Source organism: Erwinia sp. LJJL01, from assembly GCF_047300805.2.
In the GTDB taxonomy this organism is placed as follows: Bacteria; Pseudomonadota; Gammaproteobacteria; order Enterobacterales; family Enterobacteriaceae; genus Erwinia; species Erwinia aphidicola.
On the sequence record NZ_CP178576.1, the window covers coordinates 463,868 to 488,143 of the forward strand.

Sequence of the window (24,276 nt, forward strand, 5' to 3'; positions counted from 1 at the left end):
ACTATTTCCCCGCCGATAAGGAGAGATCGATAAACGATTCGGCCTTGAGCGGTTTCGGGATCAGGCCATTTTTCGCGTAGAAATCAGCGGTATTTTGCTGGATAGCCAGCACCTGCGCCTTATCGCTGACCACCGTATTGATCTCACGCTTCACCTTTTGCAGCGCGACGTCCTGCGGGATGCGCAGCAGCTTAGCAATTGACGCGGCGTACTCCTGCGGATGCTGCGCCCCCCAGGCCCGTGCGCGCGTCAGCCGCTGGCTGAAGTCCGACAGCTCGCTGCGCCTGGCGGCAATCGCGCTGTTGCTGGCGACCAGGTAGTTGAGCGCCGGGTAATCTTTGCCGTCAGCAATAATCTGCGCGCCGGACTGCTGGGTGGCGAACGAGACGTAAGGCTCCCAGGTGGAAACCGCATCCACCCCGCCCTGATCCAGCACCAGCGTGGCCTCTGCCGGGGTCGTGAACACAAAATTGACCGCTTTAACCGCGACACCAGCGCGTTCCAGCACCTGCAGCGCCAGATTATGGCCCGACGAACCTTTGACGGTGGCAATGCGCTTGCCCGCCAGCTGCTGTGGCGTGGTGATAGCACTGCCCTTTTTGACGATAATCGCGTTACCCGCATACTGAGTGGCAAGAATGCCTTTGGCATCCAGGCCGGCGGCCACGGCAAAAGTGAGCGGTGCATCGCCGACCGAACCGGCATCAATCGAGCCGGCGCGCATCGCTTCCAGCAGCGGAGCGGCATTGGCAAATTCGTGCCAGTCGAGCGTATACGGCAGATTGTTCAGCTCGCCAGCGGCTTCAAGGATGGCACGGGCATTGCCGCGCTGATCGCCAACCGACAGCGTGGCGGCAAAGCTGGTGGAGCTGACGGCGGCCAGCAGCAGGGAAACAGGAAGCAGATAGCGTGATTTCATCGGGTGTCTCAGCAAGTGGAAAAAACTGAGACTAGCACCGCGCTGTTTATAATCTGAACGCATTTTATCGGCAATAAATATGCATAATGAGCATATTAAATTCCATAACGAGCCATTATGCTGACGTTTTTTACTGCTGGAAAACTGCGATGAAACTGGAAGATCTTCACGCCTTTGTCACCCTTGTGCAGCTGCAGTCCACGCAGCAGACCGCCAGCCGACTCGGGCTGACTCAGCCTGCCGTGACGCGACGGGTGCAAAACTTTGAGGAGGCGCTGGGCGTGCTGCTGCTGGACCGCCAGACCAAACCGCTGAAACCGACCGCGCTTGGCCTGCTGGTGTATCAGCAGTGCAAGCGCATCGCCGCTGAAGTAGAGGCCCTGACGCAGCTGGTCTCTGGTGATGCCGCCCCGCAGGGCGTGCTGCGCTTTGGCCTGCCGCACAGTCTGACCGATGATAGCCTGCTTCCGGTGCTGGCCGCCGTACAGCAGCGCTACCCCGATTTACAGCCACGCCTGAGCAGCGGCTGGGGTAATCAGCTACTGCAGCAGCTGGATCAGGCCCAGCTGGATGCCGCCCTGCTGCTGTTCCCGGCGGGGAAAATCTTTGCCGGTGGATTGCAGGCGCGCGGTCTGGGTGCCGTGCCGCTGGTGGTGGTGGCCGCCGATGACGGACAGCCGCTGCCGCGCACGCTGGCACAGTGCTATGCCCGGGGCTGGATCCTCAATCCGGACGGCTGCGGTTTTCGTGCCGCAATTGCCCGCGCGCTGGCGGACCAGGGGTTGCCGCTTCAGCTGAATATGGAAGTTCAGGGCACCGCGTTGCAGCTGGGGTTAATTGCCGGGGGCAGCGGGCTGGGCATTTTACCGCGCATGCTGCTGCCGCGTGCCGCAAAGCAGCTGCGGGTGCGGGAAGTCCCGCTGCAGGACTTCAGCCCGCAAAGCGAGCTGTGGCTGGTGCATCCGGCGCTCCCGGCCAGCCATCAGGCCGCCGTCAATCTGTTCGCCACGACGCTGGCAGGTGGATTTGGTCTCAGCGAGCATTGCTGATTTTTATATTAACAACGAAGAATTATGAATTTCACACATAGTGTTTTCGGCTTTAGGGTTGGCTCTCACCCCGCCAGTGCGCGGCGTTCACCACGGAGAGCACAGCATGAGCATTCAGTTCCTCGGTATGATTGGCCACCGCCTGGCCTCGGAAACCATTAGCGCCAGCGGCCCGGTGTTTAACAAACAGTATATTGCCGACTTCGCCCGCGCCCACGAGGACGCGGGGTTCGACCGCATTCTGATCGGCTACTGGTCCGATCAACCCGACGGTTTTCTGGTCACCGCCCATGCGGCGGCCAATACCTCAACGCTGAAGTTTTTACTGGCGCATCGCCCCGGCTTCGTCTCGCCAACGCTGGCGGCGCGCAAGCTGGCAACGCTTGACCAGTTAACCGACGGCCGCCTGGCGGTGCATATCATCAGCGGCGGCAGCGATGCCGAGCAGCGCCGCGACGGTGACTATCTGAATAAAACCCAGCGCTATGCGCGCACCGACGACTTCCTCAGCGTGCTGAACAGCAGCCTGACCTCCGCGCAGCCTTACGATCATCAGGGCGAGTATTATCAGGCGGAGCAGGCATTTTCGGCGGTAAAGCCCGTGCAGGGTAAGCTGCCGATCTATTTTGGCGGTTCCTCCGACGAAGCGATCGGCGTGGCGGCTCGTCACGCCGATGTGTTTGCGCTGTGGGGAGAACCGCTGAAAGGCGCGGCGGAAACCGTGCGCACCGTGCGCGCCGCAGCCGCCCGCCACGGGCGTGAGATCGGTTTTAATATCTCCTTCCGCCCGATTATTGCCGCCACGGAAAAAGAAGCCTGGGAGAAAGCGGAATATATCCGCGAAGAGGCGCGCAAAAGGCTGCATGAGAGCGGCCACAATTTTGGCTCCACCAAGCCGCAAAGCGTGGGGGCGCAGCGCCTGATGGCCGCCGCCAGTGAAGGTGAGCGTCTCGACAGCGTGCTGTGGACCGGCATCGCACAGCTGGTCGGCGGCGGCTATAACTCCACCTCCCTGGTCGGCACGCCGGATCAGGTGTCTGATGCGCTACTCAAATATTACGATCTCGGCATTGAGAGCGTGCTGATACGCGGCTTCGACCCGCTCAATGATGCGCTGGAGTATGGCCGCGAGCTGATCCCCCTGACGCGGGAAAAAGTGGCGGCTCGCCGCGTGGCAAGGAGCGCCTGATGAGACGTCATGCACTTTACGCCCTGCTGCTGGCGGCGGTGGCGACCTCGGCACTGGCGGCGGAAAAAGTCACGCTGCGGCTGGGCGATGTCAAAGGCGACCGCTTTATCTCGCTGCGCGCCTCGGGACAGCTCGATAATCTGCCTTACGAGCTCAAGCTCAGCTCGTTTGATTCCGGTGCGCCGGTGCAGGAAGCGCTCAATGCCGGGGCGCTTGACGTTGGCTTTACCGGCGACCTGCCGTTTCTGTTCGTCTATGCCGCCGGCGCGCCGGTGAAAGCGGTCGGTGCCTGGCAGAATAACGCCGACAGCATCGCCCTGCTGGCCCGCCCCGGCAGCGGCATCCACAGCCTGCAAGATCTGAAAGGTAAGCAGATTGCGGTCAATCGCGGCGGCTGGGGGCACTTTCTGCTGCTTGGCCTGCTGGAGCGTGCCGGACTGAAACCGCAGGATGTCACGATGCGCTTCCTTGGGCCGGTGGACGGGCGCGCCGCGCTGGCGACCGGATCGGTTGATGCCTGGGCCACCTGGGAGCCGTATGTCTCCTCCGCTATCGTGGTCGACCACGCCGTGCTGGTACCGCAGGGCGGCGGCAAGGGCATTCTTTCCGGTTACTCCTATGCGCTGGCGCGTGAAGAGGCGCTGAAAGAGAGCGGTAAACGCCAGGCTATTAGTGACCTGCTGGCAAGGCTGGCGAAAGCGCAAATCTGGGCACAGCAGCATCCGCAACAGTTTGCGCAGGCACTGAGTCAATCACTCAACATGCCGGTCAGCATTACCCAGCGCTGGATCGCCTCTGCGCAGATCCGCCCGACCCATTTTAATCCGCAGCTGGCGGCAACGCTGCAAAAGTCAGCGGACTTCTTCTATCGCTATAAGGTACTGCCAAAAGCCATCGATGTGCATAACGCCTTCGATTATTCGCTGGCCGACGCGGCCAACCGCATCGCCGCCGGGGAGAACCCCCATGAGTAATCCACAACGACTGCGTACCTTTCTCGCCGGGCTGGCGAGCCTGCTCGACGAGAAGCCGCAGCAGCAGGAGATCCTGCTGCACGGCAGTGCACTGCTTAAAGAGCTGGTGCGCGTTGATGACTGGCTGCCCGATGAGTTCGCCCAGCCCGATCCCGCGCGCTACCAGCAATACTTGCTGTATGCCGACGCGCAGCAGCGCTTTTCAGTGGTGAGCTTTGTCTGGGGGCCGGGCCAGACCACGCCGGTACACGATCACCGCGTCTGGGGGCTGATCGGCATGCTGCGCGGTGCCGAGGTTTCGCAAGGCTATCGCCTGACGGAAAGCGGCCTGCAACCCGACGGCCACGCTGTGCGGCTGGAGCCAGGTACGGTTGAGGCGGTGTCGCCGCAGGTGGGCGATATCCACCGCGTCAGCAATGCCTGGGGTGACCGCACCTCGGTCAGCATTCACGTCTACGGCGGCAATATCGGCGGCGTGCGCCGGGCGGTCTACCTTGATGACGGCAGTGAAAAACCGTTTATTTCCGGCTACAACAACACGCATTTACCAAATATCTGGGATCTCTCACATGACTGAATTCAATCCGCTTACCCGCGACTATCATCAGCTGCGCCACGCGCTGCTTAATCGCCAGGAGGTGGCGCTGGTCGATGTGCGCGAAGAGGCCGACTACGCCAGCGGGCACCCGCTGTTCGCGGTGAATATCGCGTACTCCAAATTGGATATCGAAATCCTTAACCGCATTCCGCGGCTGAATACCCCGGTGACGCTGTATGACAATGGCAGCGGGCTGGCGCGGGCTGCGGCGCTCAGGCTGCACGAGCTTGGCTATCAGGATATTGCCCTGCTGGCGGGCGATCTGGCAGGCTGGCGTGAAGCCGGAGGCGAACTGTTCATCGACGTCAATTCGCCATGCAAAGCGTTTGGCGAGCTGGTCGAAAGCTGCGCCGCAACCCCTTCACTCAGTGCCGAAGAGGTCGATGCACTGCTTCGCAGCGGCAAACCGGTGGTGGTGCTCGACGCGCGCCGCTTTGATGAGTACCAGACCATGAGCATTCCCGGCAGCATCAGCGTGCCGGGCGGCGAGCTGGCGCTGCGCGTGCGCGATCTCGCCCCTTCACCGGAAACCACTATTATTGTTAACTGCGCCGGACGCACGCGCAGCATTATCGGCACGCAGTCGCTGGTCAACGCCGGCGTACGTAACCCGCTTTTCGCCCTGCGCAACGGCACCATCGGCTGGACGCTGGCCGGCCTGGCGCTGGAGCACGGACAGTCACGCCAGTATGCAGGCACCAGCGATACCGCGCGAGTGCAGGCGGCGCGCCAGGCGAGGACGCTGGCAGATAAAGCCGGCGTGCAGCGCACCACGCTGAAAGAAGTACAGCTGTGGCAGCGCCAGCAGCAGCACACCGTTTATTTGTTTGATGTGCGCGCCGCCAGCGAATACGAACACGGCCATCTGCCGGGCAGCCGTCATGTGCCCGGTGGCCAGCTGGTGCAGGAGACGGACCACTATGCCAGCGTGCGCGGCGGGTGGATCGTGCTAATCGACGATGACGGCGTGCGCGCCAACAGCACCGGCTCGTGGCTGGCACAGCTGGGCTGGCAGGTGTGGGTGCTGGACGACCTGTGCGCGCAAGATTTCAGCGCCAGCGGCGGCTGGGCACCGCTTATCCCACCTCTGCCAGCTCAGCAGGAAGTTGAACCGCATCAGTTGGCCAACTGGCTTGCAGAGGGCGATACGCAGGTGCTGGATTTCACCACCAGCGCCAATTACGTCAACGCGCATATTCCCGGTGCGGCCTGGCTTCAGCGCTCGGCACTGACGCAGCAGGGTGCGGCCATTCTGCCCGCCGCGCAGCGTTACGTGGTGACCTGCGGCAGCAGTATGCTGGCACGCTATGCAGTGGCACAGCTGGAAGCGCTGACGGGTAAAGCGGTTATCGTGCTGAAGGGCGGAAATACGGCATGGAAAGCGGCGGAATTGCCGGTGGAAGCTGGGGAAACAGCCCTGCTGCTGCCGCGCATCGATCGCTATCGCCGCCCTTATGAGGGTACGGATAACTCCGCCGAGGCTATGCAGGCGTATCTCGATTGGGAGTATGGTCTGGTGGCGCAGCTGGAGCGCGACGGCACGCATGGGTTTAGCGTGCTGACGGGGTAAAATTCGTCGCGTCGCTATGCCGAAACAGGGGGCGGGCGTACGTCCAGACCGACCGCGACAGCGGTTTCTGGCCGGTAGTTGTAGCCTGCCCCTGATAAAACGCAGACGAAAAAAAATCCGCCTGAGCAGATTATTGTTCACATCATTAAGAATTTGGTGGAGATAAGCGGGATCGAACCGCTGACCTCTTGCATGCCATGCAAGCGCTCTCCCAGCTGAGCTATACCCCCACTACTAACTCTGCGATTTTTCGGTGCCACCCAATCTGCTGGTGAAGATTTGGTGGAGATAAGCGGGATCGAACCGCTGACCTCTTGCATGCCATGCAAGCGCTCTCCCAGCTGAGCTATACCCCCAAGCCGAAAAACCGTGTCGTGTTGACGGCGGGGATAATATGAAACGGTGGGGTTGGTGTCAACGGCAAAATGATAATCTGAGATCGATCGCTGAAAAAGCCGTCAAAGCGGGCAAGAAAGCGCTAACTCTCTGTTTTCTGCGGCGGTCTCATGCCTCTATATCTGCCTGAGCACTTTTTCTGTTAAGCGCAGGTTAAAACACTCCTAAAAGCTACTTGTTTTTGTTAATTGAGCGTGCAAAACTGCGGCGTTTTTTGTTGCCGGATCCCCTTGTGCGCTGGATACAAGCGTATTTAACCGCCCGCAGAATCCGGCCCTTTTTGTCACTACACCACCAGAGTTATTATGTCATTGCACACACCAAAAGAAATTGCGGCCGTTGCCGTTGAGTCTGGCGTGGTTAAAAGCCGCACCCCGGTTTCCTCATTACTGATCCTTGGTTTTCTTGCCGGTGCGTTTATTGCATTCGGTTTCCTGCTCTATATTCACGTCGTTAACCAGCTTCCAGCAGACTGGGGCTCTTTTGGCACCCTGCTGGGCGCAGCGGTATTCCCGGTGGGGATTATTATCACCGTGCTGGCGGGCGGTGAACTGCTGACCGGAAATATGATGGTGATGCCCGTCGCCTGGTTCGCACGTCAAATCAGTGCGCTGAGCGTCATGCGTAACTGGTTCTGGGTCACCGTTGCTAACTTTATTGGCAGCGTGGCTATCGCCTGGTTCTTTGGCCATATGCTCGGCATGACCGAAGGCGACTACCTGAAAAAAACCGTCGCTATTGCCAGCGCCAAAGTTAACGCCGATTTCATGCACGCGTTTATCTCCGGCGTGGGCTGTAACTGGCTGGTCTGCCTGGCGACCTGGCTGGCTTTTGCCAGTAAAGACGTGGTGGGCAAAATCTTTGGCATGTGGTTCCCGGTGATGGCGTTTGTGGCTATTGGCTTCCAGCACGTTGTCGCGAACATGTTTATCGTTCCTGCGGCCATTTTTGCCGGTTACCTGAGCTGGGGCGAATACCTGCCAAACTTTATTGCGGTATTCCTTGGTAACGCCGTCGGCGGTGCTATTTTTGTGGGTCTGGCCTACTTTGTTGCATTTCGTGCACCGCAGCCAGCAAGCTCGACTTCCCGCTAATCGTGCTATCCCCTGCTTATGCAGGGGTATTTCAGATCCTCCTCAACTTTTTTACTCTTCGTTCTGCCAGAGTTAGTAATTTGTGTTAGTTGTTCATGTGATGAATTGTTGTAATATGCACAATGACTTTATTCGGCAAAAGGGATGGTAAAGTGAAAAAGGATTGGTTAACGCCGGAAGAACTGGCACAGCAAACAGGTTTTAGCAGACAGACCATAAATAAATGGGTGAAGAAAGAGGCTTGGACGACCGCACCGAAGCCCGGTGTTCAAGGTGGAAAAGCACGCATGATTCATATTGATGAACGCGTAAAGCTCTTTTTGAAATCGACACGTCATGCTGCAGAGCCTAATGCCCAGTACCGCGTCAATCAAAATTCTCTTCCCGCACTTTTAGTGACTTCATTGCAGCAGTTGAGCCATGAGGAACAGGAGAAGCTGGCAGCGATGCTGCTACGCGAGGGAATTCAGGGGATTTTGCAGCGATTGGGTATCAGTAGTTAATACTATAAACCCGGCCTGGCGGCCGGGTTTTTTAATGGCGGAGGGTTAGGCTTCGCGGGTGGCAATAAACGCCAGCGCCTTCTCAATGCGCGCCACGCTGCGTGACTTTCCAATAGCATGCACTGTCACGTCCAGCGCAGGAGACTGACCGCCACCGGTCACCGCGACACGCAGCGGCATGCCAACCTTGCCCATGCCGACTTCCAGCTCATCCGCCGTCGCCTGAATCGCCTGATGGACGTTTTCCGCCGTCCAGTCGCTGATAGCAGCCAGCTTGTCACGCACCACTTCCAGCGGCTGACGCGCAACCGGACGCAGGTGCTTCTTCGCGGCATCAGCATCAAACTCAGCAAACTCTTCATAGAAATAGCGGCAGGACGCCGCCATCTCTTTCAGCGTCTTGCAGCGTTCACCCAGCAGTTTTACCAGCTGCGCCAGCTCAGGACCGGTGCGGGTATCAATGTTTTCCTGCTCGATATGCCACTGCAGGTGGGTAGCCACGTATTCCGGAGCCAGGCTGTTGATATAGTGGTGGTTCAGCCACTGCAGCTTTTCGGTGTTAAACGCGCTGGCAGATTTGCTGACCTGATCGAGATCGAACAGTTTGGTCATCTCTTCAAGGGTGAAAATCTCCTGGTCACCGTGTGACCAGCCCAGGCGCACCAGATAGTTCAGCAGCGCTTCCGGCAGATAGCCGTCATCGCGATACTGCATTACGCCGACCGCACCGTGGCGCTTGGAGAGTTTCTTACCGTCATCGCCGAGGATCATTGAAACGTGGGCATACACGGGCACCTGCGCGCCAATCGCTTTCAGGATGTTGATCTGACGCGGCGTGTTGTTGATGTGGTCTTCACCACGAATAACGTGGGTAATTTCCATATCCCAGTCGTCAATCACTACGCAGAAATTATAGGTCGGCGCACCATCGGTACGGCGAATGATCAGGTCATCCAGCTCCTGGTTGCTGAACTCGATCGGGCCACGGATCTGGTCGTCAAAAATAACCGAACCTTCCTGCGGGTTGCGGAAACGCACCACGCAAGGTTCATCATCCGCATGATGCTCATGGCTGTCGCGGCAGCGGCCGTCGTAGCGTGGCTTTTCGTTGTTTGCCATCTGGGTTTCGCGCAGCGTTTCCAGACGCTCTTTAGAGCAGTAGCACTTATACGCGCTACCCGCTTCCAGCATCTGGTCAATCACCGTGTTGTAACGGTCAAAACGCTTGGTCTGGTAGTAAGGGCCTTCATCCCAGTTGAGATTCAGCCAGTTCATGCCATCCATAATGGCATCGATCGCCTGCTGAGTTGAACGCTCCAGATCGGTGTCTTCAATACGCAACACAAACTCGCCGCCGTGATTGCGGGCAAATAGCCAGGAGTAAAGTGCGGTACGAGCGCCGCCAACGTGCAGATAGCCAGTTGGGCTGGGAGCGAAGCGGGTTTTGATTTTCATTAATGAATGCCTTATTACGCGGATGCTTTGGCCAGTGTCAGAAGCGTGCTGTCACGTTCTGATTTTTGTGGGGCACATTCTACCATCTGTCGTCGAATCCTCAACGCCATTCCCCGTCTGCCGGGGGAACATTGCCTTGATTTCGTTCAGCAACCCGCTGTTTTTGCCTGAAATCACCACTTCCTGACTATTTTTACGACGAACACACATTTTACATTGAAAAAGCGTTGACTCATTTCGGCGACTCCCTATAATGCGACTCCACACAGCGGGGGTGATTAGCTCAGTTGGTAGAGCATCTCCTTTACACGGAGGGGGTCGGCGGTTCGAGCCCGTCATCACCCACCATCATTTGATGAATGATGCCCGCGAAAATGCAGTACCCAGAGATTCGAGATATGGGTGATTAGCTCAGTTGGTAGAGCATCTCCTTTACACGGAGGGGGTCGGCGGTTCGAGCCCGTCATCACCCACCATATCTCAGTAAGATTTCTGGCCCGCGTGACGATATGGGTGATTAGCTCAGTTGGTAGAGCATCTCCTTTACACGGAGGGGGTCGGCGGTTCGAGCCCGTCATCACCCACCATATCGGGTCGTTAGCTCAGTTGGTAGAGCAGTTGACTTTTAATCAATTGGTCGCAGGTTCGAATCCTGCACGACCCACCAATGTAAGAAGGCGCCCTAAAGGCGCCTTTTTGCTATATGCGATTCGGGCGGGGTTCGAACCTGCAGCAGGTTCGGGTCGAACGCAGTGAGACAGCGTTGCGCCAGCAACGACCCGAAGGGCGAGGCGAAGCCGAGTTATCCTGCACGACCCACCAATGTAAGAAGGCGCCCAAAGGCGCCTTTTTGCTATGTGCGATTCTGTGCGATTCTGGCTGACCGAAAAAGAGGGTCAGCCACTACAGGCTGGTAAGTCGCATATCGCGCCGGGTTTCGTAGGGGACGACCGCTTTTCTGGTCGTCCCGTATTTGCCGCGCAATTCCCCCAACTTTACTGGTCACCCTGCCCCTCTTTGCACTTTCTTATCACTCCTTTTACGCTTTAACGCCTCAAGTCTTATGCGATCCCGTCCGATAACCCGTATTGGTTAATGACAAAGGAGACAGAGATGAGCACTATCGGCAGCAGTAGCAGCGTCGCCAGCAGTTCAGGCAGCGGCAGCTCAGCTTCACAAACCACCAGCATCACCAAGCAAATCATCGCGCTGGAAAACCAGCTTAAAAGCCTGAGTGATGACCATGAGCTGACGGATGAGCAGAAGTCTGAGCAGCAGCAGATGATCGAAGGCCAGATCGCGATGCTGCAGGCACAGCTGGCGCAAATCCAGCAGCAGCAGGCGGAAAAAGCGGCGGAAAAGCAGGAAGCGAGTAAGCAGCCTGATAGCGGCAGCAGTAAAGTTGCTGACGGCGTTAACCGCCCAACGGCAACCAATACGCTGAACGTTTATATCTAAAACGGCGGCGCACTGGCCCGCTGTTGCGTCAGCAGTTCCGCCTGCTGACGCACTTCCTGCCAGATAGCTTCTGCCGCAGGCGTCAGCGAGCGGTTTTTACGCCGTATCAGCATAATGGTGCGATTTATTTCCGGCAGAATGCGCTTGACCATCAGCGGCCTGCCCTGCGGTAACGGCAGGGCCAATGCAGGCAAAATGCTGATACCAATCCCTGCTTCCACCATCGGGTAAAGCGTGGCCGGATGGCCAATCTCCTGGGCGATTTCCGCCTGCACCTGCTGCACGCGCAGTGCCTCATCAATCAGCACCCGGCTACCGGACGCATAATCCTGTAATACCAGCGTGCGCTGATTCAGCATATGCCAGTGGATGGTCGCCTGCGCTGCCAGCGGGTCATCCTGACGGCACAGCAGCAGAAAGGGTTCATCGAGGATCGCCTCCGACTCCAGATCGTCGGCCTGCAGTGGCCCGACGACAATGCCAAAATCCACTTCCGCATTGCGAATGCTTTGCAGCACCCACTGCTGAGGGCGGTCGCGCAGCATCACTTTGATCTCCGGGTAATGCAGCTGCCCAGCCGCCAGGCACTGCGGCATCAGGTGTGCGGAGATGGTCTGGCTGGCTGCCACACGCACCGTCCCGCTGCGCTGCTGCCCGTAGCTGCGCACATCCAGCAGCGTGTTGTTCAGCTCCTCTAACAGGCGTTCAAGGCGGCTGGCGAGCTGCTCACCTGCTTCGGTCAGCAGCACTTCACGGGTAGTGCGATCCAGCAGGCGAATACCCATTTCGTTTTCCAACTCTTTAATGCTATGGCTGACGGCAGACTGGCTCAGGCCAATCAGCTGCCCCGCCTGGCTGAAACTGCCCTGCTGGGCCACGGCAACAAACACGCGCAGCTGACGAAGCGTATAATTCATCGATTTTTCTCATATATGAATTCAATAAATCAATTTTATTTCTAAACCTCCTCAGCGCACAATAGCCGCATGTTTTTTTAACCGGGCATTAACATGCGTATTTTTCGTATCGACCCACTGATGTTGAAACTGATTATCACCGTGCTGCTGGCCTCTTTCCTGCCTGCGCGCGGCCATTTTGTTGATTTCTTTGAGTGGCTGACTACCGCCGCGATCGCCCTGCTGTTCTTTATGCACGGCGCCAAGCTGTCGCGGGAGAAAATCATCGCCGGCGGCGGCCACTGGCGTCTGCACCTGTGGGTAATGTTCAGCACCTTCGTCATGTTCCCGGCGCTGGGCATGCTGTTTGTCTGGTGGCATCCGCTTAATCTCAGCACCGAGATTTATACCGGCTTTATGTATCTGTCGATCCTGCCGGCTACCGTTCAGTCATCGATTGCCCTGACCTCTCTGGCCGGGGGGAACGTTGCGGCGGCGGTGTGCAGCGCTTCGGCTTCCAGCCTGCTGGGGGTATTTATCTCTCCTCTGCTGGTTGGCCTGCTGATGAACGTCCACAGCGACGTCCCGGGCGGCAGCCTGGCGCAGATCGGTCGCATTATGCTGCAGCTGCTGGTGCCGTTCGTGATTGGTCATCTGTCGCGCCGCTGGATTGCCGGATGGGTTGAGCGCAACCGTGGCCTGATTGGTAAAACTGACCAGGCGTCGATTCTGCTGGTAGTTTACTCCGCCTTTAGTGAAGCGGTGGTCAACGGTATCTGGCACCGCGTGGGGGCGATGACCCTGGTATGGATTGTGGTCGGCAGCCTTGGCCTGCTGTTTGTGGTGCTGGCCGTTAACCTGGCCGCCGCGAAGCTGTTCGGCTTTAATCGGGCGGATGAGATCACCATTCTGTTCTGCGGCTCGAAAAAGAGCCTGGCAAACGGCGTACCGATGGCGAACATTCTGTTCCCGTCCGCGGCGGTGGGGATTATCGTTCTGCCGCTGATGATCTTCCACCAGGTGCAGCTGATGGTCTGTTCAATGCTGGCGCAGCGCTATAAGAAGGCGGGAGAGAAGCTGGCCACCGGGGAAAAAGCCACCACGAGTAGTAAAGCGGTGGTTGAATCGCAGAAGTAACGTGCCACACTTACCGTCGCAGACCGAGCGGCTGCGACGGTTACCCCTCTTTATTCCTGACTTTCCCCCAGGCCACGTCCCGGCAGCGTCTTACAGGCCGGGCCATTCTCCGCTGGCGCAACCGTCGGATATTTATCATCCGGAGTAATATAGACCGGCGTTGTGGCAACAAAACCATCTGCGAAGATGGCTTCAACGTAGGTTGCCTGCCAGCCTTTCTCCGGTGATGCTAATTTGATATTCAGCGATTCGCTAATCGGCAGCGCTTCTGCCTGGTATTCAATCTGACAGGAGTGGCGGAAATCACGCGCTTCCGGGTTTACTGCCTGCCAGAGCTTAAGCTCTTTGGGTGACTCGGAGAATGTTACTTTTAGCTGGCTCTCCTGCAATGCCGTTGTTACCACCGGCAGCGGCTGCGACTGCTGGATTCGATTCACAAAATGGGTTAATGACTGCTCGGCGAAGTCACGGATACCTGCATGCCCGCTGTTGGGTGCCATACGCAGGGATTTTTGCCCCGGCAGCTGGTCAAAGTAGAAACGGCTATTATCAGGGACATAGAAGTCATCACCGCTGGCATTGATAATATATTTAGGGATCTCCAGACGCTGACCGTACGCGCTGTCTTTATATTCCAGCGGGTCTTCAATTTTCATTAACTCAGCAAACTGTGGCGTTTCCACGCTGGTATCCACCCCTTTTTGGAAATAGGGATAAAATGCCACTGGCCAGTTATTACCATAGCTGCGATACATATGCTTTAGCGCAGGGCGAATACCCAGTAAATCAATGGCAAACGGTGCAATAGCCTCAACGCGAGGATCGGCTATCGCCGCCAGCCATGTGGTCCAGCCGCGTTTTGAAATACCGGAAACAATGAATTTTTTCACCTGCCACTCATCAAGCTCGCGCTCTGCCAGATTCATCACCTGCGACACCGTGGCCGCCATCGGTACGTGCAGCGGGATCGTTGGCGTTGCCTGCGGATCTTGCATAAAAATAGACCAGCTGTGCGCCACGCTGTCATCTTCCGCTTTAGCCTGCGCATCGTTAGCGTAAGTGAGAAGCTGATTCGGGACATTGCTGACTGAGACAATAATCGAGCGGGTATTACGCGCCAGCGAGGCTAATTTCTCTCTGGTCATATCGGTTGAGGCTTTGGCCGGCTTACCCGGTTCGGGATTATTGGTGCCGTTATTAATAAATACCACCGCCCGGGCGGAAAGCGCATTCTGCGGAATATAGATATCAACATCGTGCTGCCATACTGCAGGCTGAACCAACCCTGCCGGTGACCAGGACTGAGAGTTGAGTGAATAGTGGCGCAGTTCCAGCTGCTCGAGATTTTCGCTGCCTAGCCAGTGGTAGTCCAGCGGTTCGGATGCCAGCGCTGCACGATAGCAGGGGATAACACTGCTGAAGCTGTCTTGCGGATTACCACAATCAGCCCAGGCAGCGGTAGAGCAAGCAGCGCCGGTGAGGCCAGCCAGAGTAAGAATATAAGCACTTAAACGCGGCATTAACGTTCCTTTTAGCTAAAATCATCATTAGCTGACGATGATATCGCGTAAAAAGTGCCAGTTGCCGCATGGCTAAGGTTGTTTAAGGTGCAAATCAACTGTTTAAGCTAGCGCTTAAGCGGTTTCACCAGCCCTTCCAGACCTTCGATTTTAATCGCCAGCGCGATCTGCATCAGCTCCCCCAGATGCCCCTGCGGGAACTCATCTTTACGCGCAAACCACAGCAGATACTCTTCCGGCAGGTCGATCAGCACCCGCCCTTTGTATTTGCCGTAGGGCATGACGGTATTGGCGATCTCAATCAGGTGTTGTTTTTCCATGTCACTCGCCCAGTAAGCGGATCATTTCTGCTTCGTCGATCACCTCAATCCCCAGCTCCTGCGCTTTGACCAGCTTGGAGCCGGCGGCTTCCCCGGCAATCACCAGATCGGTTTTCTTCGACACGCTGCCGCTGACTTTCGCCCCCAGCGCCACCAGCCGGTCTTTCGCTTCGTCGCGCGAGAGAATGCTGAGCGAGCCGGTCAGCACCACGGTTTTCCCGGCGAACGGGCTGTCGATCTCTTCGGCTTTCACCACTACCACTTCCGGCCAGTGGATGCCGGCTTTCTCGACCAGCAGGCGGATCACCTCACGGTTGCTCTCTTCATCCATAAAGTTACGCACGTGGCTGGCGACCACCTTGCCCACGTCCGGTACGGCGATTAACGCCTCCAGATCGGCGGCCATTAACGCCTCCAGGGTACCGAAATGCGCGGCGAGGTTAGCAGCGGTGGCTTCACCAACTTCACTGATGCCCAGCGCATAGAGGAAGCGGGCAAAGGTGGTTTGTTTAGCTTTCGCCAGCGCGTCGACGACGTTCTGTGCCGACTTCGGCCCCATACGATCCAGCCCGGTCAGCTTGCCGGGGGTGAGATCGAACAGATCCGCCGGATTTTTCACGTACTCTTTATCCACCAGCTGGTCGATGATCTTCTCGCCCATGCCGTCGATATCCAGCGCCCGGCGCGACACAAAGTGTTTAAGCGCCCCTTTGCGCTGCGCGCCGCAGATCAGACCGCCGGTACAGCGGGCAACGACCTCTCCCTCAACGCGCTCAACGTCCGAGCCGCAGACCGGGCAGTGCGTCGGGAACTGCACTTCACGCGCCTGTTGCGCGCTCTCCACCACGCTGACCACCTGGGGAATCACATCACCCGCGCGACGGATCACCACGCGGTCACCAATCTTCAGGCCGAGGCGTTCAATTTCATCGGCGTTATGCAGCGTGGCGTTACTCACCATCACGCCCGCGACCAGCACCGGCTCCAGGCGCGCTACGGGAGTAATCGCGCCGGTGCGGCCCACCTGGAATTCAACGTCGCGCACCACGGTCATCTGCTCCTGCGCCGGGAATTTAAACGCCACCGCCCAGCGCGGTGCGCGTGCCACAAAGCCGAGCTGCTCCTGCAGATCGAGCGAATCGACTTTGATCACCACGCCATCGATATCAAAGCCGAGATTCGGGCGGTCGGCCTCCACCTGATGGTAAAACGCCAGCACTTCTTCCGCGGTGTGGCACAGGCGCACGCGTTCACTGACCGGTAATCCCCAGGCTTTAAACTGCTGCAAGCGCCCGATATGGCTACGCGGCATGTCACCGCCTTCCAGCAGGCCAAGACCGTAGCAGAAGAAGGTCAGCGGGCGTTTGGCGGTGATACGCGGGTCAAGCTGGCGCAGCGACCCGGCGGCGGCGTTACGCGGGTTGGCGAACACCTTATTGCCGGTGCGGCGCGCTTCGTCGTTCATCTTTTCGAAGCCAGGCTGCGGCATAAACACTTCGCCGCGCACTTCGACGCGGGCTGGAATATTCTCCCCGCGCAGGCGCAGTGGGATGGCGCGAATAGTGCGCACGTTAGCCGTGATATTTTCGCCAGTGGTGCCGTCGCCACGGGTGGCAGCGCGCACCAGTTCGCCGTTCTCATACAGCAGGCTGACCGCCAGTCCGTCGAGCTTCAGCTCGCAGCAGAAGGTGATCTCATCCACGCTTTTCAGGCGATCCTGCACGCGCTTGTTAAATGCCAGGTAGCTCTCTTCATCAAAGGCATTATCCAGCGACAGCATGGGCACTTCATGACGCACCTGCTCGAAGGCGCTTAATGGCGCAGCCCCGACGCGCTGGGTCGGGGAATCGCTGGTGATGAGTTCAGGATGCTCAGCTTCCAGCGCGCGCAGCTCCGCCATCAGACGGTCATATTCCGCATCGGGGACTTCGGGGGCATCAAGCACGTGGTACTGGTATTCGTGGTGGCGAAGCTGGGTTCGCAGATGGGTGAGTTGTTGTTGTACGGATTCCATAGCGGCACCATCAAAGATAAAAAACCCCCGAAGACGGGGGTTTGGGAAGAGTTCGATTATAGCGGGAAACTCAGAGGCTGTTAGCGTCAATAACGTCGCGGATGCGCGCCTTGTAAGTTTCCAGCTTTTGCGGCGTCATCATGCGGCGTTCATCATCCAGCACCACGCCACCAACATCGTCGGCGATGCGCTGTGCGGATTGCAGCATCAGCTTGAAATTCTGATGGGCATCACCGTACGACGGCACCATCATAAAGATAGAGACCCCCGGGGTGGAAAACTCGGACATGTTATCCGGGTTGAACGACCCTGGCTTGACCATATTCGCCAGGCTGAACAGGACCGGGCCGCTGCCCGCTGGGTTCAGATGACGATGGAAGATGTTCATTTCGCCAAACTGGAAGCCAGCCTGCAATACGCCCTGCAGCAGCGCTTCACCGTTGATCACGCCACCGGCGTGGGCCGAAACGTGCAGTACCAGAACGGTCTCTTTACGCCGCGCTTCTTCACGCTTCTGCTCAGCAATCTCTTCAACCGTCGGTTCCGTCACTGCTGGCTGCACAGGCGCAGCGGGCGGGCTAACAGGCTCACGCGTGACGGCCGGGCGAGCAGGCTCAGGCTGACGCACCGGCGCTGAAACTTCCGGTTCATCGTATTCAGGTTCCGGCGCGTGCGGCAACTCACCGCCAAACAGCGGATCCAGCTCTGGCTGCTCATCAATTTGTGGCTGATGACGCACAGGTTCTGGCTGCTGACGTGGTTTGGGCTGACGCGGCGGCTCATCCCCGGCATTAAATCCACCCAGGGAGGTGTCCGTTGGCTCAGGCTGGTTACGCTGTACGCGCACTTCACCCACGCCCTCTTCATCATCCTCGAACGCTTCTTCTCTGTCCTGCTTTAAACGCTTGTGCGGGCGATCGCGAAAAACCGATGAGCGCTCTTTACGGCTGGTCCACAAGCCGTGCAGTAAAAGCGCTATTATGGCGATCGCGCCAACAACGATTAATATCAGACGCAAATCCTGCATCATTGTATTCTCTGTTGTTCCAATACCTTGCCACCGCGGCAAACTTTATCCTCTAACTGTATTTGCCCGAGTACACAAGTGCAAGTCCGTGCAGTATTTTCTGACAAATATCACGTACCAGGTGTGCTTTTTTGCTGTTTTTTCGCGCAAAGGGCACCTGGTAAGTAGAAAAAGCTGGGTTATGATAGCCTCAGCCTGCCCGAATAATGGAGAAAAACCGTCCATGTCACATCACAATTCCGACCCCGCATACAACGGCGTGCACTATTTTGCTCAGGGATGGAAACTGATCCGCCTGCCTGGCATCCGTCGTTTTGTCATTCTTCCACTGTTAGTGAATATCGTCCTGATGGGTGGCGCCTTTGTCTGGTTGTTCCACCGCATGGGCCAGTGGATACCAGAGTTGATGGCGCTGGTTCCCGGCTGGCTTCAGTGGCTGAGCTATCTGCTCTGGCCACTGGTGGTGTTGTCGATCATTTTAGTCTTTAGCTACTTTTTCTCCACTATTGCCAACTGGATTGCTGCACCGTTCTGCGGGCTACTGGCGGAACAGCTGGAAGGAAGGTTGACCGGTAAACCGCTGCCGGACAGCGGCTGGAGCGGGCTGGTGAAAGATCTGCCGCGCATAATGAAGCGTGAATGGCAGAAACTGGCTTACTATCTGCCGCGTGCGCTGGTCCTGCTGTTGCTCTATTTTGTCCCAGGTTTTGGTCAAACCGTTGCACCGGTGCTGTGGTTCCTGTTTAGCGCCTGGATGCTATCGATTCAGTACTGCGACTATCCGTTTGATAACCACAAGGTCAGTTTCCGCCAGATGCGCTCTGCCCTGCGTCAAAATAAGACCGACAATATGCAGTTCGGCGCGCTGGTCAGCCTGTTTACCCTCATCCCTGTTCTGAATTTGGTGATCCTGCCCGTCGCCGTTTGCGGCGCTACCGCGATGTGGGTCGATCGTTACCGCGCGCAGCTGGCACTGCATCGCTAAACGTTCTCTCCCCCCGCTGATTGCAGCAGGCTCACGGCCAGGGATGGCCGTGCGGAAAGCAGCCCTCCCTCCTGAAACCTGTCATGGCGCGATGATATTCAACCCAATATTCCTGGTAAAACTTCAGTGTTCGCCCTCTGCGCATTGATTCCTCATGCTTACAGATGCCCCTTATGCCATTTCGGCAGGGCTTATTTCCAGCGAACATATCTATATACGATTTCTTCACTTCCTTGTGAAATTGAACAAGGTATGCTCTAAGCCAATCCCAAAATTTCAGACAGTTAAGGACAGGCTATGAGCAAGATCTATGAAGACAACTCTTTAACAATCGGTCATACGCCGCTGGTTCGACTGAACCGCATCGGTAATGGACGCATTCTGGCTAAAGTTGAATCGCGTAACCCTAGCTTTAGTATCAAATGCCGTATCGGTGCCAATATGATTTGGGACGCGGAAAAACGGGGAATTCTGAAACCGGGCATCGAACTGGTGGAGCCGACCAGCGGCAACACCGGTATTGCGCTGGCCTATGTGGCAGCAGCACGCGGTTATAAGCTGACGCTAACCATGCCGGAAACCATGAGCGTTGAGCGCCGTAAACTGCTGAAAGCACTCGGCGCTAACCTGGTGCTGACCGAAGGTGCGAAAGGCATGAAAGGGGCAATCAGCAAGGCAGAAGAGATTGTTGCCAGTGACCCGGATAAATTCGTGCTGCTACAGCAGTTCAGCAACCCGGCAAACCCGGAGATCCACGAAAAAACCACCGGCCCGGAAATCTGGGAAGATACCGATGGCGAAGTGGATGTCTTTATTGCCGGTGTTGGTACCGGTGGCACCCTGACCGGGGTGAGCCGCTACATCAAAAACACCAAAGGCAAAAAAGACCTTATCACCGTGGCAGTGGAACCGACCGACTCGCCGGTCATTGCTCAGGCAATTGCTGGTGAAGAGATCAAACCTGGCCCGCATAAAATTCAGGGTATCGGCGCTGGCTTCATTCCTGGCAACCTCGATCTCAACCTGGTTGACCGCGTGGTCGCCATCACCAATGAAGAGGCGATCTCCACCGCACGTCGTCTGATGGAAGAGGAAGGTATTCTTGCCGGTATCTCTTCCGGGGCAGCCGTTGCTGCCGCGCTGAAACTGCAGGAAGACGAGGCGTTCGCCAACAAAAATATCGTGGTAATCCTGCCCTCTTCCGGCGAGCGTTACCTGTCAACCGCCCTGTTTGCGGACCTGTTTACTGAGAAAGAATTGCAGCAGTAATGCCGGCTGGATGAAATTGTCTGAAAAAGCACCCGAACGGGTGCTTTTTTGTGGACTGCGTCAAACTTTTGTCACCCTGCAGATTGATTTTACCCTCGTGTGTCTGGTATTTAGACTGCCAATTATTTCGATCCGTAAAATTAATCGCGGCGTGAACTGGATCAAGCTGAATCGATTTACTGGTTTGGCGCTGAAAGGTAATCGCGGCATAATGGTAGGCGGAAAAGCGAGGCGGAAATCCCGGATTTTCACTCAATCTTAACTCCACCTTACCAGCGCATTTTTTGGCCAGTCTTCATACCATGCCAGCGCGACTCAATACAGGCTAAAGTCATGCCCCCAGGCTAGACTTTGGATCAACAACACCAAACCATGAAGTTGGGGAAACATAATGTTCCAGCAAGAAGTCACCATTACCGCACCAAACGGCCTGCACACTCGTCCAGCAGCTCAGTTCGTTAAAGAAGCGAAAGCCTTCTCTTCCGAAATCACCGTTACTTCTAACGGCAAATCTGCCAGCGCCAAAAGCCTGTTCAAGCTGCAGACGCTGGGTCTGACTCAGGGCACCGTTGTTACCCTGTCAGCAGAAGGCGAAGATGAGCAGAAAGCCGTTGAGCATCTGGTTAAACTGATGGCTGAACTCGAGTAATCAGCACACTTTCCAGCTGTCCAGCGCAGTGTTTCAGGACAGATGATTGCAATATTGATCGCGGACAGTACGTCCGCGATGTTGCTTTCGTAAAGTAGCCGAAAGTAGTCAACTCACATTGCATTCTGTTCCGGCTCGCTGAGTGGATCAACCGATGCAGTCATCTGGGCTACTTTGCTTCAGATGATTATCAGAGAAAGAAAAGGTAGGGTTATGATTTCAGGCATTTTAGCATCACCGGGTATCGCTTTTGGCAAGGCGCTTCTGCTGAAAGAAGATGAGATTATCATCAACCGGAAGAAGATTACTGCCGACCAGGTCGATCAGGAAGTTCAGCGTTTTCTTGATGGTCGTAAAAAGGCTGCCGTGCAGCTGGAAGCGATCAAAATCAAAGCCGGGGAAACCTTCGGTGAAGAGAAAGAAGCGATCTTCGAGGGGCATATCATGCTGCTGGAAGATGAAGAGCTTGAGCAGGAAATCATTGCCCTGATTAAAGACGAGCATGCCACAGCGGATGCCGCTGCCTTTTCCGTGATCGAAGGCCAGGCGAAAGCGCTGGAAGAGCTCGATGACGAATATCTGAAAGAGCGTGCTGCCGACGTCCGTGATATCGGTAAACGCCTGCTGCAAAATATCCTTGGTCTGCATATCGTTGACCTCAGCGCTATCAACGAAGAAGTTCTACTGATCGCGAAAGATCTGACGCCATCAGAAACCGCGCAGCTGAACCTGAATAAAGTGCTTGGCTTTATCACCGATATCGGTGGCCGCACCTCACACACCTCGATTATGGCCCGCTCACTTGAGCTGCCCGCTATCGTAGGTACCGGCGATGTGACCAACCAGGTAAAAAACGACGACTTCCTGATCCTCGATGGCGTTAATAACCAGGTGTACGTGAATCCAACGCCTGAGAAAATCGAAGAGCTGAAAGCGGTCGCTCACCAGTATCTCAGCGAGAAAAACGAGCTGGCGAAGCTGAAAGATCTGCCTGCCGTGACGCTTGACGGTCACCAGGTTGAAGTCTGCGCCAACATCGGTACCGTACGCGACGTGGCCGGTGCAGAGCGCAACGGCGCGGAAGGCGTAGGTCTGTACCGCACCGAGTTCCTGTTTATGGACCGTGACTCACTGCCAACCGAAGAAGAACAGTTCCAGGCGTATAAAGCCGTCGCGGAAGCTGTGGGTTCTCAGGCGGTGATCGTGCGTACTATGGATATCGGCGGTGACAAAGATCTGCCGTACATGAACCTGCCGAAAGAAGACAACCCGTTCCTCGGCTGGCGCGCAATCCGTATCTGCATGGACCGCAAAGAAATTCTGCATGCCCAGCTGCGCGCGATCCTGCGTGCCTCCTCCTTTGGCAAGCTGCGCATCATGTTCCCGATGGTGATTTCCGTTGAAGAAGTACGCTTCCTGAAAGCCGAACTTGAAACGCTGAAAGCTCAGCTGCGTGCTGAAAGCAAATCCTTCGATGAGAGCATTGAAGTCGGCATTATGGTGGAAACCCCTGCCTCGGCCGTTATCGCTCACCATCTGGCAAAAGAAGTTGATTTCTTTAGTATTGGGACAAACGACCTGACGCAGTATACTCTGGCCGTGGATCGTGGTAACGACCTGATTTCCCATCTCTACAACCCAATGTCTCCTTCCGTTCTGACGCTGATTAAGCAGGTTATTGATGCTTCTCATGCCGAAGGCAAGTGGACTGGTATGTGCGGTGAGCTGGCAGGCGACGAACGTGCTACACTACTGTTATTGGGAATGGGGCTGGACGAATTCAGCATGAGTGCCATTTCTATCCCACGCATCAAGAAAATTATTCGTAATACGAATTTTGAAGATGCGAAGGCATTGGCAGAGCAGGCTCTGGCTCAACCGACAGCGGACGAGTTGATGAACCTGGTCAACAAGTTCATTGAAGAAAAAACACTCTGCTGAAGCCTGACACGCTGGCCCAATATTACTGCTTAGGAGAAGAACATGGGTTTGTTTTCAAAACTTTTTGGCGATAAGTCAGATTCCGCATCTGGTGCCATTGAGATCGTAGCACCGCTGTCTGGCGAAATCGTTAATATCGAAGATGTACCGGACGTCGTGTTTGCGGAGAAAATTGTTGGCGACGGTATCGCTATCAAACCTACTGGCAATAAAATGGTTGCGCCGGTCGATGGCACCATCGGTAAGATTTTCGAAACCAATCATGCTTTTTCCATCGAATCTGACAATGGCATTGAGCTGTTCGTCCACTTCGGTATCGATACCGTTGAGCTGAAAGGCGAAGGCTTCAAGCGCATCGCTGAAGAAGGCCAGAAAGTGAAAAAAGGCGACGTCGTGATTGAGTTCGATCTGGCTCTGCTGGAAGAGAAAGCAAAATCGACGCTGACGCCAGTGGTGATCTCCAATATGGATGAGATCAAAGAGCTGGTTAAGCTGACGGGTAGCGTTGTAGTGGGTGAAACTCCGGTTATCCGCATCAAGAAGTAACGCTATCGTTAACGTCAAAAGCCCCCCGCAGGCAGCTGCGGGGGGCTTTTTTTTATGCCAGTGATACCGGGTTAAGAGCTGGAGAGCAGCGCATCACGCAGGCTGAGGGCATTCAGCGGGGTGTCATCCAGATCCAGCTGGTGCTCCAGCTGAAGCAGGTGCTCATTCATCATCGCCTGAGCATCTGCCACCTCCCCTGCTTTCAACGCGTTAATCACTGCACTGTGCTCCTGACACTGACAGGCGGGGCTGTCATTGCGCTGATACAACGCCACGATTAACGAGCTGCGCACCATCAGGTTTTCCAGCATCTCAATCAGTACCTGATTATCGCTGATCCTCGCCAGCAGCAGGTGGAACTGGCTCAGTTCACGCACGATATCACGGCGATCTTCACCGGCGATGGCGCGCTTTTCCGCCTGCATATGGGCATCGATTTCGGCCTGATGGCACGCCAGTTTTTCGGGGGTAATTGCGGCAATCATTGCGCCTTCAATCGCTCGACGGGCAATAAACACTTCTCTGGCCTCACGCGCCTGCGGCCGTGCAACCCGCGCGCCGCGATTTGGCGCGATCGTCACAATTTTCTGAAGCGCCAGCCGCTGCAGCGCGGCCTGGACGTGATTGCGATTGGCCGATAACGCCTCCACAATTTGTGACTCAACCAGACGTACTCCCGGTTTTAACCGATGCTGTGCAATAGCCACTGATAACGCATCGACTATGCGCTGCACTTCCTGTTGTCTGGCGCTGCTCACACCGCTCAT

23 protein-coding genes, 6 tRNA genes and 1 other RNA gene are annotated in these 24,276 nt (G+C 56.4%); 20 read left to right on the forward strand and 10 right to left on the reverse strand.

What is annotated here, in order from left to right; translation table 11 throughout:
* Position 1 precedes the first annotated feature (1 nt).
* Positions 2-919 carry an aliphatic sulfonate ABC transporter substrate-binding protein gene (locus ACLI4M_RS02885; RefSeq protein WP_133623129.1) on the reverse strand — a complete coding sequence of 306 codons (918 nt, stop codon included), beginning with the start codon at positions 917-919 and terminating at the stop codon, positions 2-4.
* A gap of 149 nt (positions 920-1,068) precedes the next feature.
* On the opposite strand from ACLI4M_RS02885, the gene ACLI4M_RS02890 reads away from it, so the two are divergent.
* From ACLI4M_RS02890 to ACLI4M_RS02910, 5 genes are all read left to right on the forward strand, one after another.
* Positions 1,069-1,968 (forward strand): LysR family transcriptional regulator, encoded by a 900-nt coding sequence (locus ACLI4M_RS02890; protein WP_133623128.1) that lies wholly within the window; start codon positions 1,069-1,071, stop codon positions 1,966-1,968.
* A 106-nt stretch (positions 1,969-2,074) separates the two neighbouring features.
* Entirely contained in the window at positions 2,075-3,157 is a 1,083-nt protein-coding gene (locus ACLI4M_RS02895) for an LLM class flavin-dependent oxidoreductase (protein ID WP_133623127.1), read from the forward strand.
* Entirely contained in the window at positions 3,157-4,131 is a 975-nt protein-coding gene (locus ACLI4M_RS02900) for an ABC transporter substrate-binding protein (RefSeq protein WP_133623126.1), read from the forward strand. The genes ACLI4M_RS02895 and ACLI4M_RS02900 overlap by 1 nt, the downstream gene beginning before the upstream one ends.
* A complete protein-coding gene (locus tag ACLI4M_RS02905; protein WP_133623125.1) occupies positions 4,124-4,708 on the forward strand; it encodes a cysteine dioxygenase in 585 nt (194 codons plus the stop codon). Before ACLI4M_RS02900 ends, ACLI4M_RS02905 begins: the two co-directional genes overlap by 8 nt.
* Positions 4,701-6,299: a rhodanese homology domain-containing protein gene (locus tag ACLI4M_RS02910; protein ID WP_133623124.1), complete on the forward strand. Its 1,599-nt coding sequence runs from the start codon at positions 4,701-4,703 to the stop codon at positions 6,297-6,299. Before ACLI4M_RS02905 ends, ACLI4M_RS02910 begins: the two co-directional genes overlap by 8 nt.
* Before the next feature lie 154 nt (positions 6,300-6,453).
* Here ACLI4M_RS02910 and ACLI4M_RS02915 read toward each other — a convergent pair.
* A tRNA-Ala gene (locus tag ACLI4M_RS02915) sits at positions 6,454-6,529 on the reverse strand.
* Between the two features lie 50 nt (positions 6,530-6,579).
* Positions 6,580-6,655: transfer RNA gene (locus ACLI4M_RS02920), tRNA-Ala, on the reverse strand.
* A 345-nt stretch (positions 6,656-7,000) separates the two neighbouring features.
* Between ACLI4M_RS02920 and ACLI4M_RS02925 the strand changes: the two genes are divergently transcribed.
* Both ACLI4M_RS02925 and ACLI4M_RS02930 read left to right on the forward strand, forming a co-directional pair.
* Positions 7,001-7,789 (forward strand): formate/nitrite transporter family protein, encoded by a 789-nt coding sequence (locus ACLI4M_RS02925; protein ID WP_133623123.1) that lies wholly within the window; start codon positions 7,001-7,003, stop codon positions 7,787-7,789.
* A gap of 152 nt (positions 7,790-7,941) precedes the next feature.
* Positions 7,942-8,292: a YfeC-like transcriptional regulator gene (locus tag ACLI4M_RS02930; RefSeq protein ID WP_048915280.1), complete on the forward strand. Its 351-nt coding sequence runs from the start codon at positions 7,942-7,944 to the stop codon at positions 8,290-8,292.
* 45 nt (positions 8,293-8,337) lie between these two features.
* Here the strand turns inward: ACLI4M_RS02930 and gltX are convergent, their stop codons facing one another.
* Positions 8,338-9,747 (reverse strand): glutamate--tRNA ligase, encoded by a 1,410-nt coding sequence (gene gltX, locus ACLI4M_RS02935; protein ID WP_048915279.1) that lies wholly within the window; start codon positions 9,745-9,747, stop codon positions 8,338-8,340.
* 272 nt (positions 9,748-10,019) lie between these two features.
* On the opposite strand from gltX, the gene ACLI4M_RS02940 reads away from it, so the two are divergent.
* From ACLI4M_RS02940 to ACLI4M_RS02965, 6 genes are all read left to right on the forward strand, one after another.
* Positions 10,020-10,095, forward strand: a tRNA-Val gene (locus ACLI4M_RS02940).
* 52 nt (positions 10,096-10,147) lie between these two features.
* Positions 10,148-10,223 (forward strand) — tRNA-Val (locus tag ACLI4M_RS02945).
* 35 nt (positions 10,224-10,258) lie between these two features.
* Positions 10,259-10,334 (forward strand) — tRNA-Val (locus ACLI4M_RS02950).
* A 4-nt stretch (positions 10,335-10,338) separates the two neighbouring features.
* Positions 10,339-10,414 (forward strand) — tRNA-Lys (locus ACLI4M_RS02955).
* A gap of 31 nt (positions 10,415-10,445) precedes the next feature.
* A non-coding RNA gene (locus tag ACLI4M_RS02960) (RtT sRNA) lies at positions 10,446-10,569 on the forward strand.
* Between the two features lie 291 nt (positions 10,570-10,860).
* Positions 10,861-11,205 carry a FlxA-like family protein gene (locus ACLI4M_RS02965; RefSeq protein WP_048915278.1) on the forward strand — a complete coding sequence of 115 codons (345 nt, stop codon included), beginning with the start codon at positions 10,861-10,863 and terminating at the stop codon, positions 11,203-11,205.
* On the opposite strand, the gene ACLI4M_RS02970 is transcribed toward ACLI4M_RS02965, so the two are convergent.
* Positions 11,202-12,122 (reverse strand): LysR family transcriptional regulator, encoded by a 921-nt coding sequence (locus tag ACLI4M_RS02970; protein ID WP_048915277.1) that lies wholly within the window; start codon positions 12,120-12,122, stop codon positions 11,202-11,204. The two genes, ACLI4M_RS02965 and ACLI4M_RS02970, sit on opposite strands and share 4 nt — an antisense overlap.
* Positions 12,123-12,215: 93 nt before the next feature.
* Between ACLI4M_RS02970 and ACLI4M_RS02975 the strand changes: the two genes are divergently transcribed.
* Positions 12,216-13,238, forward strand: a complete 1,023-nt coding sequence (locus ACLI4M_RS02975) for a bile acid:sodium symporter family protein (protein WP_133623122.1) — start codon at positions 12,216-12,218, stop codon at positions 13,236-13,238.
* Positions 13,239-13,288: 50 nt separating this feature from the next.
* Here ACLI4M_RS02975 and ACLI4M_RS02980 read toward each other — a convergent pair whose 3' ends face one another.
* From ACLI4M_RS02980 to zipA, 4 genes are all read right to left on the reverse strand, one after another.
* Positions 13,289-14,758, reverse strand: coding sequence for a PhoPQ-activated pathogenicity-related family protein (locus tag ACLI4M_RS02980; RefSeq protein WP_133623121.1), 1,470 nt, complete (start codon positions 14,756-14,758; stop codon positions 13,289-13,291).
* Positions 14,759-14,865: 107 nt separating this feature from the next.
* Positions 14,866-15,078, reverse strand: a complete 213-nt coding sequence (locus ACLI4M_RS02985; protein WP_048915272.1) for a DUF3820 family protein — start codon at positions 15,076-15,078, stop codon at positions 14,866-14,868.
* Between the two features lies 1 nt (position 15,079).
* Entirely contained in the window at positions 15,080-17,092 is a 2,013-nt protein-coding gene (ligA, locus tag ACLI4M_RS02990; RefSeq protein ID WP_133623120.1) for an NAD-dependent DNA ligase LigA, read from the reverse strand.
* A 70-nt stretch (positions 17,093-17,162) separates the two neighbouring features.
* Complete coding sequence (gene zipA, locus ACLI4M_RS02995) at positions 17,163-18,122, reverse strand: cell division protein ZipA (RefSeq protein WP_133623119.1); 960 nt, start codon at positions 18,120-18,122, stop codon at positions 17,163-17,165.
* 220 nt (positions 18,123-18,342) lie between these two features.
* Between zipA and cysZ the strand changes: the two genes are divergently transcribed.
* The 6 genes from cysZ to crr all read left to right on the forward strand — a co-directional run bounded on the left by cysZ (position 18,343) and on the right by crr (position 23,509).
* Positions 18,343-19,104 (forward strand): sulfate transporter CysZ, encoded by a 762-nt coding sequence (gene cysZ / locus ACLI4M_RS03000; protein ID WP_133623118.1) that lies wholly within the window; start codon positions 18,343-18,345, stop codon positions 19,102-19,104.
* Positions 19,105-19,401: 297 nt separating this feature from the next.
* Positions 19,402-20,373 carry a cysteine synthase A gene (gene cysK, locus ACLI4M_RS03005; RefSeq protein WP_048915268.1) on the forward strand — a complete coding sequence of 324 codons (972 nt, stop codon included), beginning with the start codon at positions 19,402-19,404 and terminating at the stop codon, positions 20,371-20,373.
* Positions 20,374-20,383: 10 nt separating this feature from the next.
* A complete protein-coding gene (locus ACLI4M_RS03010) occupies positions 20,384-20,635 on the forward strand; it encodes a hypothetical protein (RefSeq protein WP_208864921.1) in 252 nt (83 codons plus the stop codon).
* 129 nt (positions 20,636-20,764) lie between these two features.
* Positions 20,765-21,022 (forward strand): phosphocarrier protein Hpr, encoded by a 258-nt coding sequence (ptsH, locus tag ACLI4M_RS03015; RefSeq protein WP_048915267.1) that lies wholly within the window; start codon positions 20,765-20,767, stop codon positions 21,020-21,022.
* 213 nt (positions 21,023-21,235) lie between these two features.
* Positions 21,236-22,963, forward strand: coding sequence for a phosphoenolpyruvate-protein phosphotransferase PtsI (gene ptsI, locus ACLI4M_RS03020; protein WP_048915266.1), 1,728 nt, complete (start codon positions 21,236-21,238; stop codon positions 22,961-22,963).
* Between the two features lie 42 nt (positions 22,964-23,005).
* Positions 23,006-23,509: a PTS glucose transporter subunit IIA gene (gene crr, locus ACLI4M_RS03025; RefSeq protein WP_012440843.1), complete on the forward strand. Its 504-nt coding sequence runs from the start codon at positions 23,006-23,008 to the stop codon at positions 23,507-23,509.
* Between the two features lie 71 nt (positions 23,510-23,580).
* Here the strand turns inward: crr and ACLI4M_RS03030 are convergent, their stop codons facing one another.
* Positions 23,581-24,276 (reverse strand): GntR family transcriptional regulator, encoded by a 696-nt coding sequence (locus ACLI4M_RS03030; RefSeq protein WP_133623117.1) that lies wholly within the window; start codon positions 24,274-24,276, stop codon positions 23,581-23,583.

Excerpts from the sequence above, each read along its gene's own strand:
- ACLI4M_RS03030 (WP_133623117.1), bottom strand. The coding sequence starts at position 24,276 with ATGAGCGGTGTGAGCAGCGCCAGACAACAGGAAGTGCAGCGCATAGTC.
- ACLI4M_RS02895 (WP_133623127.1), top strand. The coding sequence starts at position 2,075 with ATGAGCATTCAGTTCCTCGGTATGATTGGCCACCGCCTGGCCTCGGAA.
- ACLI4M_RS02900 (WP_133623126.1), top strand. The coding sequence starts at position 3,157 with ATGAGACGTCATGCACTTTACGCCCTGCTGCTGGCGGCGGTGGCGACC.
- ACLI4M_RS02910 (WP_133623124.1), top strand. The coding sequence starts at position 4,701 with ATGACTGAATTCAATCCGCTTACCCGCGACTATCATCAGCTGCGCCAC.
- ACLI4M_RS02980 (WP_133623121.1), bottom strand. The coding sequence starts at position 14,758 with ATGCCGCGTTTAAGTGCTTATATTCTTACTCTGGCTGGCCTCACCGGC.
- ptsH (WP_048915267.1), top strand. The coding sequence starts at position 20,765 with ATGTTCCAGCAAGAAGTCACCATTACCGCACCAAACGGCCTGCACACT.
- ACLI4M_RS02890 (WP_133623128.1), top strand. The coding sequence starts at position 1,069 with ATGAAACTGGAAGATCTTCACGCCTTTGTCACCCTTGTGCAGCTGCAG.
- ACLI4M_RS02965 (WP_048915278.1), top strand. The coding sequence starts at position 10,861 with ATGAGCACTATCGGCAGCAGTAGCAGCGTCGCCAGCAGTTCAGGCAGC.
- ACLI4M_RS02925 (WP_133623123.1), top strand. The coding sequence starts at position 7,001 with ATGTCATTGCACACACCAAAAGAAATTGCGGCCGTTGCCGTTGAGTCT.
- cysZ (WP_133623118.1), top strand. The coding sequence starts at position 18,343 with ATGTCACATCACAATTCCGACCCCGCATACAACGGCGTGCACTATTTT.
- ACLI4M_RS02970 (WP_048915277.1), bottom strand. The coding sequence starts at position 12,122 with ATGAATTATACGCTTCGTCAGCTGCGCGTGTTTGTTGCCGTGGCCCAG.
- ACLI4M_RS02905 (WP_133623125.1), top strand. The coding sequence starts at position 4,124 with ATGAGTAATCCACAACGACTGCGTACCTTTCTCGCCGGGCTGGCGAGC.
- crr (WP_012440843.1), top strand. The coding sequence starts at position 23,006 with ATGGGTTTGTTTTCAAAACTTTTTGGCGATAAGTCAGATTCCGCATCT.
- ptsI (WP_048915266.1), top strand. The coding sequence starts at position 21,236 with ATGATTTCAGGCATTTTAGCATCACCGGGTATCGCTTTTGGCAAGGCG.
- ACLI4M_RS02885 (WP_133623129.1), bottom strand. The coding sequence starts at position 919 with ATGAAATCACGCTATCTGCTTCCTGTTTCCCTGCTGCTGGCCGCCGTC.
- ACLI4M_RS03010 (WP_208864921.1), top strand. The coding sequence starts at position 20,384 with ATGAAATTGTCTGAAAAAGCACCCGAACGGGTGCTTTTTTGTGGACTG.
- cysK (WP_048915268.1), top strand. The coding sequence starts at position 19,402 with ATGAGCAAGATCTATGAAGACAACTCTTTAACAATCGGTCATACGCCG.
- zipA (WP_133623119.1), bottom strand. The coding sequence starts at position 18,122 with ATGATGCAGGATTTGCGTCTGATATTAATCGTTGTTGGCGCGATCGCC.
- ACLI4M_RS02975 (WP_133623122.1), top strand. The coding sequence starts at position 12,216 with ATGCGTATTTTTCGTATCGACCCACTGATGTTGAAACTGATTATCACC.
- ACLI4M_RS02985 (WP_048915272.1), bottom strand. The coding sequence starts at position 15,078 with ATGGAAAAACAACACCTGATTGAGATCGCCAATACCGTCATGCCCTAC.
- ligA (WP_133623120.1), bottom strand. The coding sequence starts at position 17,092 with ATGGAATCCGTACAACAACAACTCACCCATCTGCGAACCCAGCTTCGC.
- gltX (WP_048915279.1), bottom strand. The coding sequence starts at position 9,747 with ATGAAAATCAAAACCCGCTTCGCTCCCAGCCCAACTGGCTATCTGCAC.